Annotated in this window: 11 protein-coding genes and 1 tRNA gene; 9 read left to right on the forward strand and 3 right to left on the reverse strand. The window is 37.1% G+C overall.

Going from position 1 to position 20,279, the window contains the following annotated elements:
* Positions 1-79: 79 nt before the first annotated feature.
* The 9 genes from B7C41_RS10635 to B7C41_RS10680 all read left to right on the forward strand — a co-directional run bounded on the left by B7C41_RS10635 (position 80) and on the right by B7C41_RS10680 (position 15,576).
* Positions 80-1,681 carry a type I restriction-modification system subunit M gene (locus tag B7C41_RS10635; RefSeq protein WP_085298905.1) on the forward strand — a complete coding sequence of 534 codons (1,602 nt, stop codon included), beginning with the start codon at positions 80-82 and terminating at the stop codon, positions 1,679-1,681.
* Positions 1,678-2,820: a restriction endonuclease subunit S gene (locus B7C41_RS10640; RefSeq protein WP_085298906.1), complete on the forward strand. Its 1,143-nt coding sequence runs from the start codon at positions 1,678-1,680 to the stop codon at positions 2,818-2,820. Before B7C41_RS10635 ends, B7C41_RS10640 begins: the two co-directional genes overlap by 4 nt.
* Before the next feature lie 35 nt (positions 2,821-2,855).
* On the forward strand, positions 2,856-5,909 hold the full coding sequence (locus tag B7C41_RS10645; protein WP_085298907.1) for a DEAD/DEAH box helicase: 3,054 nt from the start codon (positions 2,856-2,858) through the stop codon (positions 5,907-5,909).
* A 262-nt stretch (positions 5,910-6,171) separates the two neighbouring features.
* On the forward strand, positions 6,172-8,397 hold the full coding sequence (locus tag B7C41_RS10655; RefSeq protein WP_085298909.1) for a dynamin family protein: 2,226 nt from the start codon (positions 6,172-6,174) through the stop codon (positions 8,395-8,397).
* A gap of 1 nt (position 8,398) precedes the next feature.
* On the forward strand, positions 8,399-9,232 hold the full coding sequence (locus B7C41_RS10660) for a hypothetical protein (RefSeq protein ID WP_085298910.1): 834 nt from the start codon (positions 8,399-8,401) through the stop codon (positions 9,230-9,232).
* The gene (locus B7C41_RS10665; protein WP_085298911.1) at positions 9,229-10,209 is read left to right on the forward strand and encodes a patatin-like phospholipase family protein; all 981 of its coding nucleotides are present in this window, start codon (positions 9,229-9,231) and stop codon (positions 10,207-10,209) included. Before B7C41_RS10660 ends, B7C41_RS10665 begins: the two co-directional genes overlap by 4 nt.
* A 146-nt stretch (positions 10,210-10,355) precedes the next feature.
* Positions 10,356-11,759 carry a zincin-like metallopeptidase domain-containing protein gene (locus B7C41_RS10670; RefSeq protein ID WP_085298912.1) on the forward strand — a complete coding sequence of 468 codons (1,404 nt, stop codon included), beginning with the start codon at positions 10,356-10,358 and terminating at the stop codon, positions 11,757-11,759.
* Between the two features lie 14 nt (positions 11,760-11,773).
* Complete coding sequence (locus B7C41_RS10675) at positions 11,774-14,755, forward strand: UvrD-helicase domain-containing protein (RefSeq protein WP_085298913.1); 2,982 nt, start codon at positions 11,774-11,776, stop codon at positions 14,753-14,755.
* 239 nt (positions 14,756-14,994) lie between these two features.
* Complete coding sequence (locus tag B7C41_RS10680) at positions 14,995-15,576, forward strand: hypothetical protein (RefSeq protein WP_085298914.1); 582 nt, start codon at positions 14,995-14,997, stop codon at positions 15,574-15,576.
* Positions 15,577-15,801: 225 nt separating this feature from the next.
* Here B7C41_RS10680 and B7C41_RS10685 read toward each other — a convergent pair whose 3' ends face one another.
* The 3 genes from B7C41_RS10685 to B7C41_RS10695 all read right to left on the reverse strand — a co-directional run bounded on the left by B7C41_RS10685 (position 15,802) and on the right by B7C41_RS10695 (position 20,207).
* Entirely contained in the window at positions 15,802-17,022 is a 1,221-nt protein-coding gene (locus B7C41_RS10685; protein WP_085298915.1) for an integrase domain-containing protein, read from the reverse strand.
* Between the two features lie 178 nt (positions 17,023-17,200).
* Positions 17,201-17,277, reverse strand: a tRNA-Ile gene (locus B7C41_RS10690).
* A 173-nt stretch (positions 17,278-17,450) separates the two neighbouring features.
* Entirely contained in the window at positions 17,451-20,207 is a 2,757-nt protein-coding gene (locus B7C41_RS10695) for a choice-of-anchor B family protein (protein WP_085298916.1), read from the reverse strand.
* Positions 20,208-20,279: the final 72 nt, after the last annotated feature.

Below are 20,279 nucleotides of genomic sequence, written 5' to 3' on the forward strand. Positions count from 1 at the left end.
TTTAATACTAATTTTAAAATCAATATTAGGCTAACGAACACATTTATAGTCACAGCTTAATAAAAAAGAAGAGAACTACATGATCACTGGTCCACTAAAAAGCAAAATAGATAAACTTTGGGAAGAATTCTGGACGGGCGGTATAACCAATCCGTTAACGGTAATCGAGCAAATTACCTTTTTAATGTATGCCCGAATGTTAGATATGAACGAGCAAGCCGATGAGAAGCGTTCAGCCCGTACCAAAAAAGAGTTTAATCACCGCTTTAATGACCAGCAACAACATTTACGCTGGCAAAATATTCGTCATTTAGGTGCTGAAGAGCTTTATAAAGTGGTAAAAGATGAGTTATTTCCATTCTTCGCGTCAAGTTCATCAGCAGACAATGAAGGCTCACTCTTTGCTGAGTTTATGAAAGATGCGCAATTGATGATCCAAAAGCAAAGCCTGTTAGTAAAAGCGGTAGAAATGGTCAATGACTTACCATTAGATAATGCTGATACCAAAGGTGATTTATATGAATACCTGCTTAGCAAGTTAACTACCGCAGGTATTAACGGTCAGTTTAGAACACCACGCCATATTATTCGTGCCATGGTTGAAATCATGGACCCTGATAAAACCAGCCGTATCTGTGATCCATCCACTGGTACAGGTGGCTTCTTGTCTGTTTCTTATGAATACTTACTGGAAAAATACAGCTCTGCCGAAGGCATTGAGCGAGAACCACTATTTATCACTGAGGAAGACGGCTCTTCTGAAGATATTGGCAAACCGATGTTAGATATCCATGGCAAGCAAGTTGAAAATGTACTTTATTCTGGCGACTTAATTGAGCCAGAAGACAGAAAGCACATTGATACCGATATGTTCCATGGCTTTGACTTTGACGCAACCATGTTACGTGTTGCAGCAATGAACTTAGTAATGCATGGCATTAAACAACCAGACATTCATTATCAAGATACTTTAAGCCAACACTTTAGTGAAAACTTTCCTAATGAAGCGAAAGGCGGCATGCAAATAATTCTCGCTAATCCACCGTTCAAAGGCTCTCTAGACGAAGAAGACGTATGTCCAGAGTTATTACGTAAAGTAAAAACTAAGAAAACCGAGTTGCTTTTTGTTGCGCTAATTGAGCGGATGTTACAAGTCGGTGGCCGCTCAGCGACTATCGTGCCTGATGGCGTATTGTTTGGCTCATCCAACGCACACGTACAACTGCGCCAATTACTCGTTGATAACAACCAACTTGAAGCCGTTATTTCACTACCAAGTGGTGTATTCAAACCGTATGCGGGTGTTTCAACAGCGATACTTATTTTCACCAAAGGCGGCAGTACTGATCATGTTTGGTTTTATGATGTACAAGCGGATGGCTTTTCATTAGACGATAAACGTACACCAATCAAAGAGAACGACTTGCCAAGCTTAGTGGCAGAGTTTAAAGCGCGTGATAAAACCATCGCGACCAGTGATAAAAACGATAAAACCCAAAAAGCGTTCTGGGTAAGCAAAGACGATATTACATCGAATAAATATGACCTTTCTATCAATCGTTATAAAGAAGTAATTTATGAAGAAGAAGTCTTTGATGCACCTAAAGTGATCTTAAGTAAGTTAGTGAGTTTGGAAAATGAAATTTTAGCTGATTTAAAAGTGTTGGAGAAAATGCTGTGAATTTCTTCACAAACAATTCATCGTGGTCTTTAGTTGCATTGAAAGATATAGCGACCTTGAAAAGGGGGTATGATCTTCCAATCAACTCTAGGATTAAAGGAGATATACCTATTTATGCCGCAAATGGTCGAAATGGAACTCATAATGAAGCGAAACTAGCTGGACCAGGAGTTATTACTGGGCGATCAGGAACTATTGGAAAAGTTCACTTTACTGAAAGTGCTTATTGGCCTTTAAATACAGCATTGTATGTAACTAATTTTCATGGGAATGACCCTAAATGGGTTTTCTATATGCTCAAGGCATTTAAATTAGATAGGTTTGTTCAGGGGGCAGGCGTTCCCACACTTAATAGAAACCTAGTGCATGATGAATTAATCCCACTACCACCATTGGACGAGCAAAAGCGCATTTCCGCGATTTTAGATAAAGCCGATGCCATTCGCCGTAAACGCCAACAAGCCATCAACCTCGCCGACGACTTCCTCCGCAGCGCCTTCCTAGATATGTTTGGTGATCCTATTGCAAATAACAAAAAATGGGATGTGACTAATTTGGGGGAATTGGCACCCAATAAAGGTGATATGGTTGATGGACCTTTCGGTTCCAGTGTAAATACCAAAACTGATTACATCGAATATGGTGAAATACCTGTAATACGAACAAAAAATGTTTCGCTGGCAGGAGAGTTTATCTCAAAAGACTTGAAATTTATGACTAGAGATAAATACCTCACTATTTATAGAAGTCATGTAGTTCCTGGCGATATTGTTTTAACCAAAGTCGGAACAATTGGTAACGTTTGTATATTTCCTGAGCAATATAAAGAAGCTGTTTTATCAACCACAGGTAGTTGTCGTATTAGAGTTGATGAATCAAAGATCAATAAAACATACTTGTTTTATTTCTTAAAGTACTACCGCCCTAAAATGCATGAAATAGCATCAGCAGGGGTACAACCGTTTTTAAATATGAAGCATATTAAAGGCTTTCAAGTTCCAATGCCCGAAAGAGAACTGCAAAATAAATTTGATACTTTAGTTCAAAAAGTTGCCACTTCTCAAAAGCTATTTAATAAGGCATCTAAAGAAAAATTATTTGATTCTCTTAGCCAAAAAGCCTTCGCTGGCGATTTATAACCTTTTGGATATATAAAATAACAAGGAAGTAAGTTTTGAAAGTTAGTCGTTTTACTATAAATGATGTTTTATGGAATGGGTTAAGAGCCTGCCAGCAAGGCAGTGTTGAAACTGCACTGAGTTACCTTATTAAGCCGTTTAGTGAAGAGACTAAGTCTTGTTTAATTAGTCTCCCTACAGGGGCTGGTAAATCGGGCGTAATTACGGTTATTTGCCATAAAGCTACCCAGAGGAAAGTATTAGTTTTATGTCATAGAAGAGCGGTTTGCGACCAACTTTTTGATGACATAAATGGTAAGTTTTTTACTGAACGTGCTGAAGGTGAAGATATTCCATTAAAACGCGCATTTGACGATGTTGATGACACCTCGGCAAATGGCATTTATGTATCAACCTTTCAGAAACTACAGAGTTTCAATCAAGCACAATTAGATGAATTAAAACAAAATATTGACCTGGTGATAATTGATGAAGGTCATGCAGAGCCATCCCCTGTTTGGCGAAATTTGGTGCGCGGAATGGGCGCACATAAAATAGTTATTACCGCAACGCCATATCGCAATGACCTATTTCAATTTGATATTGATGCGGATGCAAGTTACATCTACACCTTTGAAAAAGCATTAGCAGACGGAGTACTTAAAGAGCCTGACTTTGAAACCATCGAAACTGAAAATTTAAGTACTTCTATTCGCCAATTTTTGGATGATAACCCTAATACTAAGTGCATCATAAAATGTAAAGAGTTTAGTGATATTGAGCACTATTATGATGAATTAAACGGAGCCTTTAATGTCTTGGCAATTCATGAGCAGTTTACAGGCGATGCACGAATCAATGTAAAGGCAACTGTACCCAAGAAGCTTAAAGATACAAACTATGAGGTTATTATTCATCAGCGTAAGTTAGATGAGGGGGTAGATATTCCTCAAGCTAAATTGTTGGTGTTAACCTATGCAGTAAATAGTGGCAGAGAACTTGTTCAAACAATTGGCCGTGTTGTTCGTTTATTTGGTGATGTAGAGCCTAAAGTTCTAGAGCTTGAACAAAATGCCAATGAACAAATGTGGTTAAACTATAGAACATTCGATACTTCACTTAATAGCCCGTCAGCGGTAACTAAATTTATTGCATCATTAGATATTAACAAGTTGATAGAGCTTTATTTAGAAGCTTTTCCTGATGCTAGTTATTATGGTAATCGATTTCTAAGTAAATTTGATCTTAATGCCTTTAACCCTGAACGATCTCTAAACATCCCCACTGCATCAATTTGTTTTTTAAATCAATCGTCAGGTTTTAATGCTCAGCTTATGTCTGATACTTTTTATTGGCGATGTAATAATGCTGGGGAGTTGGCAAAGCAGTTTGATACGCAATGGGGTATCAAAGTAATTGTTTCTATAGCTTTTAACAAATCTAAATTCTTAGTTGATCAGTTTTTCTTTGAACCATCATTAGAAGTTACGCTCTTTAAAGAATTAACACCCAACATTGTAGCTATTTACGATAGTAGAGGTCGCAGGTTTGGCAATGATAAAGATTTAAAAATAGGTAGTGCGGTTTCTCAAGATAAGCTGTTAAATGTAATGGCGTTAGGAGAGACAGCAACAACTAAAGAAGCAAGTAGTAAATCAGTTAGCACTGCGAGAAAGCGTCCTGAGAGTATTGCCGTGAAAGGGGCTGATTTAGAGCAAATAGCCGATTTACAAGGGAATGCTGCATATCGCTTATCTACTATGCGGTGTGACACATATGATCAAAATGAGCAAAAGTCTGGTAGTTACTATGTTGGTGTAGATTCCGGCAGAATATCAGATCAAAAAGAGAGTTCATTTAGCCTAGTTGAGTTAAATGATTGGCTAGACGAAATGGAAGCTACAATTTCATCCGACTCTGACATATCTAGTGCGCTTGTTCATTCATTTGCTAAGCCTGTAGCGGTAGACACTAATCTACAAATCAAAAGCTTAATTTTTGACTTGAGCGAATTTGAAAGCCCAATAGACATTGTTATAGGTGATGAAGAGTTCACGCTAGACAATGCTTTTATATATAGAGAATATGATGGTGGTTTTTTATTAAATCCTGACGTAGCTAGTAGTGGCGTGACAGTTCAATTACAAGCTGATGAGCCTTTCTTAGTCTTATCTTCAGCTTCACCAGTGTATTACTCCTCTCAAGCTGGAGATGAACCTGATAGCGATATTATTGACCTTTTGACTGAGCGCTTACATAAAGCATTATTAGAAAATGGTGTCGGTTATGCGAAAAACAAATTTTATGAACTTAAACTACCAGTAGAAAATCAATTTAATATTGCCAGTTCTCAATTAGCAAACGTGGTTATAGGGCTAGACTCACTAACAGGGGCAAACCTTGATGAAAAAGGTTATGACCATAGAGTTTATCAAGTCGTTAACCAGGGTTTCAGTACCAACTCAATTTTTTATCTTTTAGATCAAATTAAAGCCAATTCGTTGCCTAACCCAACCCGAAGTGATTTAGGACCGTTCAATCAATATATACCTGCGGCAGATCTTGTACTTAATACAGATATGGGAACTGAACCTGCCGATTTTATTCTTTCATCTCCCGATAAGTTAGTTTATGTACATATTAAATGTGGATCATCACAGAACCCACAATCATCAGCCGGAGCATTGGCTGAAGTTGGCTCTCAAGCAATAAAAAATATTGAAATGTTGATTAGCGGAAATAACAACCTAAGGGCTGGTAATTGGAATCGCTTGCTTGGCCCATGGCCGCAACGTGGAGCAGCCCAGTTAATGAATGAAAGAATTAGAATGTTTGAAGGGCAAGCTTTTACAGCCGCAGATGAAAACGAAAGGCGATCAAAAACTGAAGAAGTATGGGATGTTATTGCTCAACGGAGGCGATCTAACACTGTTAGTAAAGAAGTATGGATTGTTGCAGCTAATAGTTTTTCAGCTAGCCATTTTGAAACACAATTACGTAGTGGTCATAATGCCCGAAGTGAATCATTGCAAGCTTATCAGCTAATACAAAGCTGGATGTCTACAGCACATAGTAGTGATGTTGATTTGAAAATATTTGTTTCTCAATAGAAAAATAAAATTAAATTGTTGGAGTATTAGTGGTGGCAAAAGATAATTCTAAATACCTATTCAATAGTGAAAGGTATGGTAAAGGACGTTTGGTGCTTGCGGTAGTAAGTGCATATATTAATAAACATCAGCCAACAATAAAAGAATTGAGGGAAACATTCAGCAGGGATCTGCAAGGGAGCATACCTATTTGCAACCGAGAGAAGCTAACAAGTGGGATAGCCTCTAATATATCAACTATAACAAAAATAAAGGAACTCAAATGAGTGTTTTTAATAAAAATAAAATTGTAATTGCTTCGAGACAAGCAACGTTAAAGTTGCTTAGACAAACAAAGGAAATTGCTAAAGAAGTCAATTTATCGCCTGACATGAAAAAGTCATTCAATCTTGATATGGGCAATCTTAAACAAAGTACAGAAAAATTAGAGCTTGTACTCTCTGTTGTTGGCATTATGAAAGCAGGGAAGTCGACCTTAATTAATAGCATTGTTGGTAAAGAGCTCTTACCAAGTCGTAACACAGCGATGACTGTTATCCCAACTTATATCAAACATGATAAAAGTACTACAGGGGTTAACTACCAATTTAAACACGCAGAAAAGTTTAGTAATCTTTTAAAACAGTTAAAAAAAAATGGCTTTAATACTAGCAATGAAAACTCTTTCATTGCAAAACGAATAACCAATAATAACTTCACTTTTAATCAGACATTAAGCAATCTTGGGCAGGTACACGAAGAGCTTGAGGTGATTAATGATATATGCCGCTATTGCTTTGAACAAACAAAATATCGAGAAAAACTTAATAAGATGTTTCGAGATTCAGACGATTTTCCAACCTTATTCACAGAATTTAAGGTGCTGGAAAGTGTAGAGACCGGTTGTGATGTCAGTAATTTTGTGGTGGTGGATACCCCTGGTGCCAATGAAGCTAGATTACCTATTCTCAAAAATATTGTTGATCAACAAATAGCACGCTCATCAGCCTTGCTGTTAGTACTCAATTATACAGATTTAGCCTCTGAAGCAGATGAAGCTATGCGTCAACGGATAAAAGAAGAAGCTGGCGCTTATAAAGACAGGCTTATTGTGGCTGTTAATCGCTTTGATGCGAAAGATCACAGGTCAATGAAGCGGTCAGAAACAGTTCGCTTTGTAAAAGAAGAGTTACTTGACGATATACAACTAGATGATGACTATATTTTTCCTGTCTCCGCGCGCAATGCATTACTAAGTAGCCAAGCATTAGAGTTTCTAGCGAGCCATGAAAAGTTTGAGCTAGCAGGATTGCAAGGGTGGCAAAGTGATTTTCTTAATAACACCACCAGTGGCGAATGGGATGAAGAGGATGAGGATGACCTAGCAACAATTGAAGACTCAAAGGAGACACTTCGTTTAGCTAAAAAGATGTTTAAAAGCTCTCAAATAGGTGCGTTTATTGATACCGCTATTACCAGAGCGTATCAAAATGCAGGGCCTGATACTTTAATTGCATCTTTATCAAAGTTAAGAAAACTCATAGATACACGTTTAGTTACTTGTTTAGAGGCTGATATAGATTCTTCAAGAAGAACGATAGAAGAGTTAAAGCTAAGAGTCAGCCAAGTAGAAGAAGGTTTAAATTCTTTAAAGGAGTTAATGTCATCTACTGAAAAAAAGTTAATGAGTTGGCAGGATAATCAAACTACGGATACAGATGATATTATAAAAAAGTGTTTAGATTCGATTGATACATATACTCTTGAATTTAAAAAGAAGATACCAGGAAAACAACCCATTTGGTTTCAGGATGTGATGTCTCTTTTTAAAAGTAATTCAGTTAGTGTATCAACTGATAAAGATTGCGAGGAGTATTTTAAAGAAAAATTAATTAAATTTGTGTCCGTGATACAAGAGGCTATAGATAAAAAACTACAGGAAAGTTCTGCCCTATTAGCCGAAGACTTGCAAAGTGATGTGAGTAATTTTACTAGTTTCATGGAGAAGACGGTTTTAGATAGTATTAATTTAACACCTCGCTCATTAGATATAAACATACAGTTTGATCATGACGCTATAGAAAAGAACGATTACATTGAAGAAGAAACTAAAACTAAAAGACGTGCACGCAAAATATTTGGTTTTAGCCTTGCTTGGTTTCCTTTTGACTCAATAGCCTATGAAACATATAAGGAGACAACGACAAAATTTAACAAAGAGTCATATATTAAGGCGTTAACAGAGCAACTGAAGGCTATTCATAAAGATAATTTATCTCTTATAAAAGAGAAGTTACAAGGTGTTGCTGATGAATATCAATATGAAATTAGTCAGCTATGCGAAATTATTCAATATAGTTCAAACTCAGCAATTGAAGAGAAAAATAGAGTTACTGAAGAAGAAACATATCGGGAGCAGTACTTTCGTTCGCAAATATGTGGCCTTGATAATATATCGATCAATAGCGAAGAAATTGTTTGTGGCTTAGAAAAAGAGAAGGAAGCTTAAAATGAGTGAACATGAAAAGTCTGTAGATAAACTTGTCGGCCAATATAGTTTTTTAGCAGATGCAGCATTTATTGAACTTCAAAACTCTATTAACGTGTCAAAAGATCAAAATGATACGATGAAAAATAATAATGCATTTGTTACTCGTGCAGTTAATTTGGTTTTTGGTACACAAGATAAAAAGCAGCACCAAGTTAACGAAGAGTTCACCAATGCCATAGAAAAACTATCTGAGTTAGATGAAAGAAGAGTAAAACAGCTAATTCAAACGCAGCAAGGCTTAAAAAAAACCATTAGCGCCATACTTGAGTTGAAAAAAGACGTAAGAGTGTGGAAAGAGCGCTTTGAGTTAGCGCTAAGTTCGTTAGATGAACGCGTGAATGTATTAGAACAGAAAGTAGCTATCCGCGACCGAGTAAGAACGGTTATTAATAAATGGCAATGTCAAGATGACCAAATATCAGCCTATTTCAGTTTAGTGATGTTACTAACCCAGCTTAAGTGGGAATGTATTAGTAATGATGAAATTGAAGATAGTGTTTTTCTAGAATGGGTTAAAAGTGAAGTATTAGCAGCCTTTAAAAGTAAGTTTGGCTGTTCACCAGAACAACTTGTTCCTATATATCATGAAATTGAGTTGGCTAAATTGGATAAAGATAAATCACCAATAATGCTCGATGCAATTAAGCTAGCACTGGGAAGTATAGAAAATTCGATGTACCAATTTACTTCAAAAGTGCTTTTAGAAGGTATACAAGAAAACGAATTTGACGTTATGCCAGTGATGTCTGTGTCACGTTTAACTAGTTCACTTTTAGAGGGAAGACTTCGATGAAAATTGGTTTAGTTTTATCAGGTGGTGCTGCGAAAGGGGCTTACCATGTAGGTATATTGAAAGCACTCTATGTAAATAACATTGACGTTGATATCTATTCAGGCGCAAGTATAGGGGCACTAAACGCAGTAATTGCGGCCTCAGCGCCTAGTATGGCTGAGGCATATGAACGTTTAGAGTCAGTTTGGCAGGATCTAGCTGTTAATAATCCAGTTAAGGTAAATGAAAAGGCTGTTTTTATCAGTTTAGCTAAGGCACTTGCCACTTTAGCTGCTTCATACCCAAATCCACTAGCAAGAAAAGCCGGCACAGCTGCGGGAGTAGTCATTAAGCAATTTTCTAATGACGAAGGGCTGTTAGATGATCAACCTATTTTGGATAAGTTTAACCAGTATGTAGATTTGAATAACAAGTCGGCATGGTCAGATATTTGGGTTTCTACCTTTGAAGGTACAGGATATGAAGCTGTTACCGAGTTTATAAAAAGCGAGCTAGGTATTGACGGCAAAAGTGCCCATTATCATGAACTGAAAACCTTGAGTGATGATAAGCTTTTCGAAATAGTTATGGCTTCTGCGGCATTACCTCTACTTTATCAAACGAGAACTATTGATGGTAAAACACATTATGATGGCGGTATAAGAGATAATACACCAGTAAAAGAGTTAATAGGAAAGTGTGATATCTGCTTTGTAAGTCATCTTTCAAATGGCGCAAACTTCAATCGCCATGATTACGATTTATCTCACACGAAAATAGTTGAAATTCGTCCTAATGATAAATTTGTTACAGAAGAAGGTACATTGTCTGCTGTCCAATCAATGATGAACTTTTCAAAAGATAAAATTAATTACCTTACTGATATGGGCTATGAAAACGCCTCTAGTGTATTAAAAGAATTAAAACGGAAAGGTAATTTAGAACTAAAAGTTGAAAATGAGCTTAATGAAATAGATATGCTGTTGGCAAAACTCTAGTTCATAGGCTTACAAATTATATTATTAAAATAGTTTGTGGTAATTCGTTTTCAATACCTTTAACTAAGTAAACTTCTTAGTGGTAATTTTGATAATTCTATGATTTTTAAAGAGTAAGTTGATATGTTGTTAGATGGAGTTAATTGATGAGTAATCTTGCAGAATTCAGAAAAAATTATTTTCTACGACAGGAGTATGCTTTAGCAACAGGGCGGACTGTCGATAATCTATTAAACCGTAGTAAAGCTTTACATGGCAATACTCAGTTTATGTCATTTTTACAGCAAACTGAATCAAGCTCAAGCCCTATAAATTGGTTGGATGAAGGCCAGTGTTTAAATGCCAGTATTCATGGCTTGAAACAAACAGCAAAAGAAATTACTGAGCTAGAGGATTGGTTGGGTTTTTCTTATCCTGATATTTTATTTCACTTAGCACATAAACACAGCACAACTACCCTAGAAAAAATATTTGACTGTGAACCAAATGAAGACTGGGGAGATGTGACAAAAGGAGACATAAAACCGCTATTAGGAGAATTTCATTGGTGGTGTAGCTTCATTAATGAATTGGATTTACATGAACATGATTTTGAAGCGGCACAAGATCTTTTAGTCTTCCTTGAGCAGCCTTTATTTAAGCAGTTAAAACGTTTAGTTGATGTTGTTGAACTCGCAAATTGGGAATTAGATGTTGGTGTCTTTGAAAATATCATCACAGGTTTAAACAATAGCAATAAAAACTTTATTACAGAATGGCTTTCATCATTAAAAGCTTTTAGTCATTACAATGCAAAAAGTCACCGTGAGTACAAATCATTACATTCATGGCTTTTTCTCTCATTAATAGCTCAAACATATGGCTACAAAAGTAACTTATGGGCAACAAAGCAACAATGGCAAAAATTAGGTTGTGAGCTTAAAGAAGATGCAAAGCCTGCACCCGTGTTTCATTATTTTAAAATTGAACACGAAAATGAATTTGTATATGAAGAAGAGCAAAAATTAGAAAGTAGTTTTGGGCGTAAAATATCAATTGTATATAACGCTGATCAAGTCATTGGCTTTGAAGGTAAAAGCTTTGCTGAGACTAAAGTGAGTGAATTACCTATATTAGAACGACGCATTGCCGAACTTAACATACACATAGAACATTCTAATGATGGAGCTGCTTATTGTCTAAGTGATGATTATATTACTATGCCACATAAGGAGTTGTTCAAAGCAAAAGATAGTACTAAGGCTTACTATGCAACATTATTACATGAAATGGTGCATTGGACCGGGCATGAATCACGATGTAAACGCACTTTTGGTAAAAGTTTTGAGGACCCTGCTTACGCCTTTGAAGAGCTAGTCGCTGAAATTGGTTCATCTTTTTTATGCGCTCGTTTTGGTTTAACTAAAGAGGTTAGAGCTAATTCAATTGAATATATCGCAGGTTGGCTTGATGGATTTGATGATAACCAGTGGATTAAAACCTTAGAAAAGTCAGCAACTTTAGCTAACCGTGCAAGTAACGTGATTTATGTACCTAAAAGAGATGATTAATTCTTTTGGCTAAGATGATACTAACCCCTGCATCAGTAGTTCAAGTATGGTATAAAATACGCGGCGTACAACTAAGTGTTGACCTAGACAGCACTACTATTACCATTAACCGCAATGGTGAAGTTGCCAAAATTTCATTAAACGATATTAACCAGTTAAATGTTAATAAAGGCTGGTTTTTTGACTCCTTAACAATAGGGATAGAAGACAAACAACCAATAGCTCTTAAAGGTTATAACAGCGCTGTGTTAAATGCTTTTAGACAAAAAGTGATTGCGACTTTGTTAAGCCTTATTGCGTCAAGCGATAAATGGCAGCATTTTCAACAGTCATTAGCGCAATTTCAATCTCGTGAGTTATACCTTTCAAGTACCGAATGGCAGCCTATTGCTCAGTTACATCAGTTAGTTACAAAGTTTACTCATTTGGGTATCGATTTCTCACAGTTAACTAACCCTGTACATAGAGAAATTTTTGCTAAAGCCAAAAAACTTTCAAAAGACGATGTGAGTGAATTAGGTCGCGAATTACATAATCAATCGGTTGTGCCTATTTTGTTGACAAAATACGCTGATTTTTTTGATTCCGTAGAAAAGCTTCCACTAACCGAAAAGCAACGCATAGCCTGTGTAACAAACGATGATCATAACTTAGTTATTGCAGGGGCAGGCACGGGTAAAACAGCGACCTTAATTGGTAAAGCCGGTTTCTTGCTTGAAGCTGATATTGCTAAAGCAAAAAATGTGCTAATGCTGGCGTTTGGTAATAAAGCCGCAACCGAAATGAATGAACGCATTAAAGACCGCATTCCATCGGTTGCTCAAGATATTAAAGCCAGCACTTTTCATGCCCTTGGCAATGAGATTATTGCAAACTTTGGTGGTTATAAAAAAGCAGTAACCTCTTTTGCTGAACAACCTCTGCAATTTACTCAGTTTATTCATAGCACTATTGACACCTTAGCGGAGGCTGAAGATAGCTATAAAGCGTTATTAGTTAATTATTTTTCAAGTTTAAGTACACCAGCCAAAGCAGAGCTAGATTTTGAAACAATTGATGACTATCACGAGTTCTTATCAAGTTGTAGGTTAATTACCCTTAAAGGGGAGTGGGTTAAAAGTGTTGGTGAATTGCGTATTGCCAATTATTTAACACTTAACGGTATTCCTTATCAGTATGAAGAAAATTATAAATTTGATACTAAAAGTGTTGCACGACGCCAATACCAGCCTGATTTTTATTTACCCGATGCCGATCTTTATATTGAGTATTTAGGCTTAAATGAAAAATTCGAGACAGCACCTTTTGTTGACCAAGATAGTTACCTTGAAGACCTTGAGTGGAAACGTGAACTGCACAATTCAAAACAGACAAAAATGGCAGAGTTATATTCTTACCAGTTAACACAGGGCAAGTTATCACAATGTTTAAAGCAGGTATTAACAGACAATTTGCTGACCGTTACGCCTATTCCATTAACGGACATATTTGCCCAATTAAAAGCTGAAAATGAAACGCAATGGTTAGGTTTTATTGAATTAATTCAGCGTTTTTTAGGGCTATTTAAAGAAGGCGGTCATTCAATAGAAGAAATACTTGCAAACATTACCGCTGAACAATGTGACATTGAAAGAACCCGTGCATTTTTAGCTTTGTTTGAACCCATACTTATTAGCTATCAAGAACATTTGAGTGAAACAGATACCGTAGATTTTAGTGACATGATTGCACTTGCCGTAGATATAGTAGAGAACGGAAAGTTTTTTCACAGTTACAACCATATTTTGGTTGATGAGTTTCAAGATGTCTCGGGCGGCAGGGCAAAGCTATTAAAAGCACTGTTAGGATCTAAAGCAAATATGCGGTTATTTGCTGTTGGCGATGACTGGCAGTCAATATATCGTTTTAATGGTGCAGATATAACACTATTTACAGAGTTTAATCGAAGCTTCTCACCATCTACTGCTGTGCCTTTAGACAAAACATTTCGTTTTAATAATAAAATTCATAATGTTAGTAGTCAGTTTGTTATGGCAAACCCAGGTCAGATCATAAAAAGCATTACCACACATACTGAGATTGATGTGCCAGCATTACGGCTAGTTGATATAAAACAGGATCTCAAACCAAGTGTTTTGTCGATTAAAGAGCAGAAGCAACAAGCATACCAACAGGCACTTCAGCGAAGTTTAAATACCTTTAATAAAAGTGCACAACAAAAAGAGGAACGCTTATCTGTTTTGATTATTGGTAGGTTTCGCAAAGAAAATATGCAAATGCTATCAGGGTTTGATATTGATAAATTACGTTATGCTTTTTTGGATGTTAATTATGTGACAGCACACGCAAGTAAAGGGTTAGAAGCTGATTATGTAGTAGTGTTAGGAGTAGAGTCTGGGAGTTTTCCCTCATCACGTGAAAATGATGAGTTGATTGATCTCGTTCTACCTAAAAAAGAAAGTTATTTATATGCTGAAGAGCGGCGTTTGTTTTACGTTGCCTTAACTCGTGCTAAACACTTTATTTATGTGTTATTTGATTCAGACCAAGGGAGTCCGTTTTTAGCCGAAATTAATAGGTATGGTAATAAACTAGTTGATAATAAATTGGCCAAATCATTTACTAAATGGCACTGCCCAAGTTGTAAGTCAGGCACATTAAAATCTCTACAAACGCGTTATAACAAAACATTTTATAAATGTACCTTGGCTCCTGCTTGTGACACCACTATGAGTGCATGTAAACATTGCAATTCACCCATGCAAATCAATGCTAAAGGTTTTAGGTTTTGTCTTGGTTGTGCAGAGGTTGAGCTAGGCTGTTTACGCTGTGGTATGGGTACTATGGTTGCTCGATTAGAAAACGATCCTAATAGGGAAACCTTCTATGGTTGTAATCGTTTTCGTCGTGGCGCTGATGATTCATGTGGTGAGAATATTCGAGTTGAAGCTTTTGATAAACGTTATAGCGAAGCTAAAGTCGTTGTCAAGGCGTGAAGAGTTGATTTCATCGAGCCTTTGTATAATCAAAAACGACGATATTATAAATTAGAAAACATTTCACCAGTAGAGCATGTAATGAAATTAAGAAAAAATACCTAAAGAGGTCTCCAAGCTTATTTGACCATTACATAAATGCTTCTGTTAAAATAATCGACTATTGATTAATGTATAACGAAGCAGCATGTTATAATTTGACGCTTAATATATCAACAACAAGTGAGCCAAAGAATTATATGGATATCCCAGGGTTTTCTAGTTATAGCTATGAAAATAGCGTGGTAACTAAGACGCATACAGTAAAAAAAACTAATGAAATAACACGTAAGGAAATTACTAAACAAAAAGGAGATGTTTTCAAGCTTAAAGGAGATGACGGTAAATGGAGACGTGTGACGCTGTCCAATATACAGGTCCTATGTGGTGAAAAGTTAAAGCTTCCTAAGTATGCTAAAAAAATCCCATTTACTGACCATTACTATGCTGATATTGATGGCAATATTTATTCGTATAGCCAAAAGAACCCAGCTGGACTGATGCTGTCTCCAACAGTTAACACGAGTGGCTACCCTAGCGTTACAATTAACTATAAAGGCCAAACGAGACCTGTAGAGGTTCATCAGTTAATGGCTGTAACTTTCTTTTGTGAAAACTATGTTGAGTTAGGCTTTGATTGTATGCACAGAAATAATAATAAAATGGACCGCCGTTTAATGAACCTTAAACTTGGCACACGAGGATGCAATAATAAGCATGCATATGAGACAGGTGTAAATAAAGGCAACATAAGTGGCATAAATGGACATAGCAAAAAGTAATGAAACTGTTTTGCTCATAGGGGAACTTGCTAGCATAGTAAGTATGATGCTGCATGCATTAGCAAATTGGACCCTGTAACTTTTTATTAAATATAAAAAATCGGTATTTAGATGTTTACTTTACAATAACACCAACTCTGTTCAGCAAACATGGCTATTAAATGTTAGTAAACCCAATGATGAGTTTATCTACCATATAGGTGTTGAGTTGATTTACCATATCAGCTAGCCAACGATGCTCATATTTCCTGTTGAAGCTTTTTCAATATGCCCAGACCACCATTCCATTAAATTACGTCGTCGCTCTAAATATTCAGCACGATTATAGGCACGACGTACTTCATTTTTATCTACATGGGCAAGCGCAGCTTCAATAACATCGGAATCAAAAGTACCTTGTTCATTCAAAGTTGTACTAGCTAGCGCACGTAGGCCATGAGATACCAATTGACCATTAAAGCCCATACGTTTTAATGCCATATTGACACTTTGGCTATTAGCATGACTTTTCGGGTCTCTATGGCTAGGGAATATATATTCTCTGTGGCCAGATATAGGTTTGATTAACTCAAGTAACGATAATGCTTGATGGGATAATGGAATAGTATGAGGCTTTTTCATTTTCATACGGTCAGCTGGTATTACCCAAACCTTATCGATTACGCTTATATCTTCCCATTTAGCAGTCGCTGCTTCGATTGGACGCGTCATGGTGTGCAGCTGCCACTCAACTAGACAACGAGTTACTTTCATAATACTTGCTGACGATAGGGCCTTCATCAACTCAGGAAGACGCTCAGGAGATATGGTGGGCATGTTAGTTTTTTTAGGTGGCGCAAATAGTTTAGTAATATCTGCAAGATAATTAACCTCTATAAGGCCAGAAGCAACAGCCAATCGCATTACTTCGTTAATGTTACGGCATAGTCGCTTAACTGTTTCTAAGCTGCCTTTACTAGCAACAGGAGTCAGTATGTCGATAACAAGCTTAGGTTTAACCAAATGTATGGGGACAGAGCCTAATAAAGGTAATACGTGCAAATTCATGGTTTGCCAAGCTTTGTCGGCTGTTTCGGCTTTTACTTGTTGTTTTTTTAATGTGTACCATTTTTCAGCCAATTTCCCAAAGGTGTTTTCGATTGCTTCTTTCTGTTCTTGAGTTTGTTGTATTTTATCAGCTTGCGGATCGACATCTTTAGCTAATAAGTTTCTTGCTTGCTCTCTAAACTTTCTTGCATCAGCTAGCGTTACTTCTGGGTATTTTCCTAACCCCATATTTGCCCGTTTTTTAGTAAAAGGGCGGTAATAGTTAAATAACCAGAGTTTTGAGCCGTTAGGTTTTATCCTAAGCATTAGGCCAGCACCATCGGTAAGGTTGTATTCCTTATCTTTAGCTTTTGCCTGCTTTATTTGCGTATCAGATAGCGGTTTGGTCACTCTGGCCATGGTTTTTCCCTGTTTTAGTAACACTGAAATAGTAACATTATGCTGGTGTTACTAAGAGTGTTACTAAAAAGGCTGGATATTGCAAATTGTTAACGGATCGTTTTGGACACTAAATTTGACTTAAGTGTTGTTTTTATTGCTCTTGAAGGATGATTTCGGACTTGCTTGGAAGATGAGATGGTGGCCCCTCCCTGACTTGAACAGGGGACCTGCCGATTATGAGTCGGATGCTCTAACCAACTGAGCTAAGGGGCCATTTTTTTACTTTTGCTCGATAACCTGAGAAAGGTTAATCAAAGCGGCGAGAAGTATAAGCATTTTTTATTTTGTTGTCACCACTATAACGTTAAAAAACCTGATAAATGAGTCTAATAGTTTAATAGTTGAGCGATTTAGAGTTTTACTTAATCGCTCAACCTTAAAGTTGACTATTTAATACGCTTTCTTATCAGTATTGACGTTAAGAAAAGTAATAGGTATCCAAATGAACCACCGCCAGATGAAGATGAGCTAGTGCTTGTTGGCGCTGGTGTTGTTACTGGCGCTGCTACAATGGTAAATGTTACTTTGTTTGTACCTGATAGGCCTTTAGAATCTGTGGCGGTAAATGATAACTCTACCGTGCCTGCTGTTGTTGGCGCAACAAAGTTCGCTGACAATGCATCAGCATTGTTTAGCGCTATCGTTAAGCCTGCCGTTTGCTGCCATAAGTAAGTTAACGGATCATTTTCGTTGTCAGTTGCGGTTGCTGTAACAGTAACAGTAGCTCCGGTGTTAACTTCTCTATTTTCAGATAGAGTAACAGCAGGGGCGGTATTGCTATCATCATCTGAAATAGTGACTGTGTATTGGGTAATCGAACCTAAATTACTACCTGATACTGATGATAATTCAACGGTGAAGCTTTCATTTCCTTCGTCATCGGTGTCGTTAATAATATTAATACTTATAGTTTTTTCGCTGGCATCACCATCTGCCCACTCGACAGTACCTGAAGCAGACTCAACGTCATCACCAACAGTTGCTGTATCTGAACTTAATAAATACGAGGCTGATACCGCACCTACTGAACTTCCTTGGCGAGCAAGTGTTATATCTATACTACCTTGGTTTTCAGCTACTGTTGTTTCAGCACTAGTAAATGCCAGTGTGCCGGTGTTAACACGTCCAGCAACATCAATAGTTAAGTAACTATTGCTGCCCAAAGTAGCTGTATTGCTTGGTTGACTTAGGCGAACAAAAAACTTTTCTTTAAATTCTTCACCTGCTGCGTCAGCTGCTATATCAATTTCAATGGTTTTATCTGCAGTATCATTTGCTGGCCAATTTAGGGTGCCAGAAACAGGAGTATAGTCAGTGTTTTCTTTTGCACTACCGGGTAATAGTTGATAATTAACACTTACGGCTTCAGTTGGGTTACTGGCGCTGTCACGCTGTACGTTAATAGTTAACGTTTCGCCTTGATTAGCGTTTATAGCACGGTTACTAAAACCTAATTTCCCTTGGCTTGACTCATGAGTACGATCTTTTAGGATGTATAAACCACTACCAATGTCGCTGACTAAAATATTGCCAGAAGGTAGGTAAGGATAAGTACCCCACGCACCATTGAAGCCTGCATTGTTTGATGGTGTGTAAGTGTCGAAGAAGCCAACATCTAAAGGGTTTGCAGGATCAGTAATATCTAATACAGTTAAGCCGCGTTCATAATTTGACATGTAATAGCGATTACCACGAACAAAGCCATTGTGATCTATTGCGCGTGTAGGGCCTGTCCATTGTCCTACTTGAGTTGGGTTTGTAAGGTCTGCAATTGAAAATATGCGAACAGTTGAATTTAAACCGGCATCTTTCTCATCAAACTCATCATGTAAGAATATATGTTGTTTGTCTTCAGTGCCCCAGCCTGAGTGCACGTACTGGTTGCTTTTAGCAACGTCGTCATACTCTCCAGTGCCTAGTAACTTTGTGTCTGAAGTGTCGGTGATGTTCCAAAGCTTCATTTCTTTTTCATTGAAATCAATGAAAACAGTACAACTGTCGCCACTAGTATTACATTGACTGTCTTTACGGCTATCAGTGATATTCATTGATGCGCCATCGTGGGTATAACCGGAGCCAAAATAGTTGTTTGATATTGCGGTTAATGTTTCTGGTGATTTTAATGAGTAGCTATGGAATGCACCACTGAACCTATTACTACCAATAAGTTGTAAGCTTGGCGTTAAACCAGGTAGAGCAATATTTAAAGTGTGATCAATATTGGTGATGTAAACATTATGTGCTTTGGTTACTACTCTATTTTTTTCAACTAAGCTAACAGAGTTTGGCAGTTGGTTGAGGTTGATGATTGTTACGTAATCCGTTGAACTATCAATAGTGGCATAGGCATATGCCTGCCATGCGCCGATACCAGAATCAAAGTATTGATATACTTTGATATCACGCCAACTTGAGCTAAGGCCTGAAATTGTACCCACTTCGCTAGGGTTTTCAGGATCAGTAACATTAACTACAGCAACACCATTTCGTAAGCCAATAAGGGCATATTCATCACCAGTATTTAAGTCAACATGACCCCAAATATCATTTGCTGCACTAGGACGGCTAGAGAACTCGTTTAGGGGCATGTGCGCAAGTAGGTCAATGTTATTACAAGAAAAACTTCCAGCAGAGCCGTTAACACAATCAAGACCAGTTTGCTTTTCGCTTAGCATATGATAACTAGCAAGCTTATTTTTAAGAGCTTTACTTTCAGGACTATTCTCTGCAAATAGTGATTTGCCATCAGCCATAATAACAAAACCTTGCTTACGCAATGGCTCTGCCATATCAAGAGGAATATTTTTTAATTCAGTCGCGTTGGTATCAGGACTTTGGCTTTGAAAATGATCGAAGCGATTGTAACCACCATAAATTGGCACTAATGCGCTTTTTAAATAGAATAACTCTTCACTTGAGCTGATTGTATATTCACCAGAAGAAACTAGTATTCTATCGCCTTTATTGGCTTGTTGAACGGCATATGCAATAGTTTTACAAGGTCTTAAAACTTGAGCACATTTACCTGAATCTTTACCGCTTTCAGCAACAAAACGTGCTTTATCGTGTTCTGAGTGAGCAAATGCTAGCTGACTAGTTAAGATTGTCGACGTAATAAAAAATATACACGCTATACGTAACATCGGATAGTCCCCATGTTAATAAAATGTTATATATATCACTTTACAGTATTTAAAATGCTATTTATATCATTG

Source organism: Cognaticolwellia mytili (genome assembly GCF_002104475.1).
GTDB classification, from domain to species: Bacteria; Pseudomonadota; Gammaproteobacteria; order Enterobacterales; family Alteromonadaceae; genus Cognaticolwellia; species Cognaticolwellia mytili.

Excerpts from the sequence above, each read along its gene's own strand:
- B7C41_RS10660 (WP_085298910.1), top strand. The coding sequence starts at position 8,399 with ATGAGTGAACATGAAAAGTCTGTAGATAAACTTGTCGGCCAATATAGT.
- B7C41_RS10680 (WP_085298914.1), top strand. The coding sequence starts at position 14,995 with ATGGATATCCCAGGGTTTTCTAGTTATAGCTATGAAAATAGCGTGGTA.
- B7C41_RS10670 (WP_085298912.1), top strand. The coding sequence starts at position 10,356 with ATGAGTAATCTTGCAGAATTCAGAAAAAATTATTTTCTACGACAGGAG.
- B7C41_RS10665 (WP_085298911.1), top strand. The coding sequence starts at position 9,229 with ATGAAAATTGGTTTAGTTTTATCAGGTGGTGCTGCGAAAGGGGCTTAC.
- B7C41_RS10685 (WP_085298915.1), bottom strand. The coding sequence starts at position 17,022 with ATGGCCAGAGTGACCAAACCGCTATCTGATACGCAAATAAAGCAGGCA.
- B7C41_RS10655 (WP_085298909.1), top strand. The coding sequence starts at position 6,172 with ATGAGTGTTTTTAATAAAAATAAAATTGTAATTGCTTCGAGACAAGCA.
- B7C41_RS10635 (WP_085298905.1), top strand. The coding sequence starts at position 80 with ATGATCACTGGTCCACTAAAAAGCAAAATAGATAAACTTTGGGAAGAA.
- B7C41_RS10675 (WP_085298913.1), top strand. The coding sequence starts at position 11,774 with ATGATACTAACCCCTGCATCAGTAGTTCAAGTATGGTATAAAATACGC.
- B7C41_RS10695 (WP_085298916.1), bottom strand. The coding sequence starts at position 20,207 with ATGTTACGTATAGCGTGTATATTTTTTATTACGTCGACAATCTTAACT.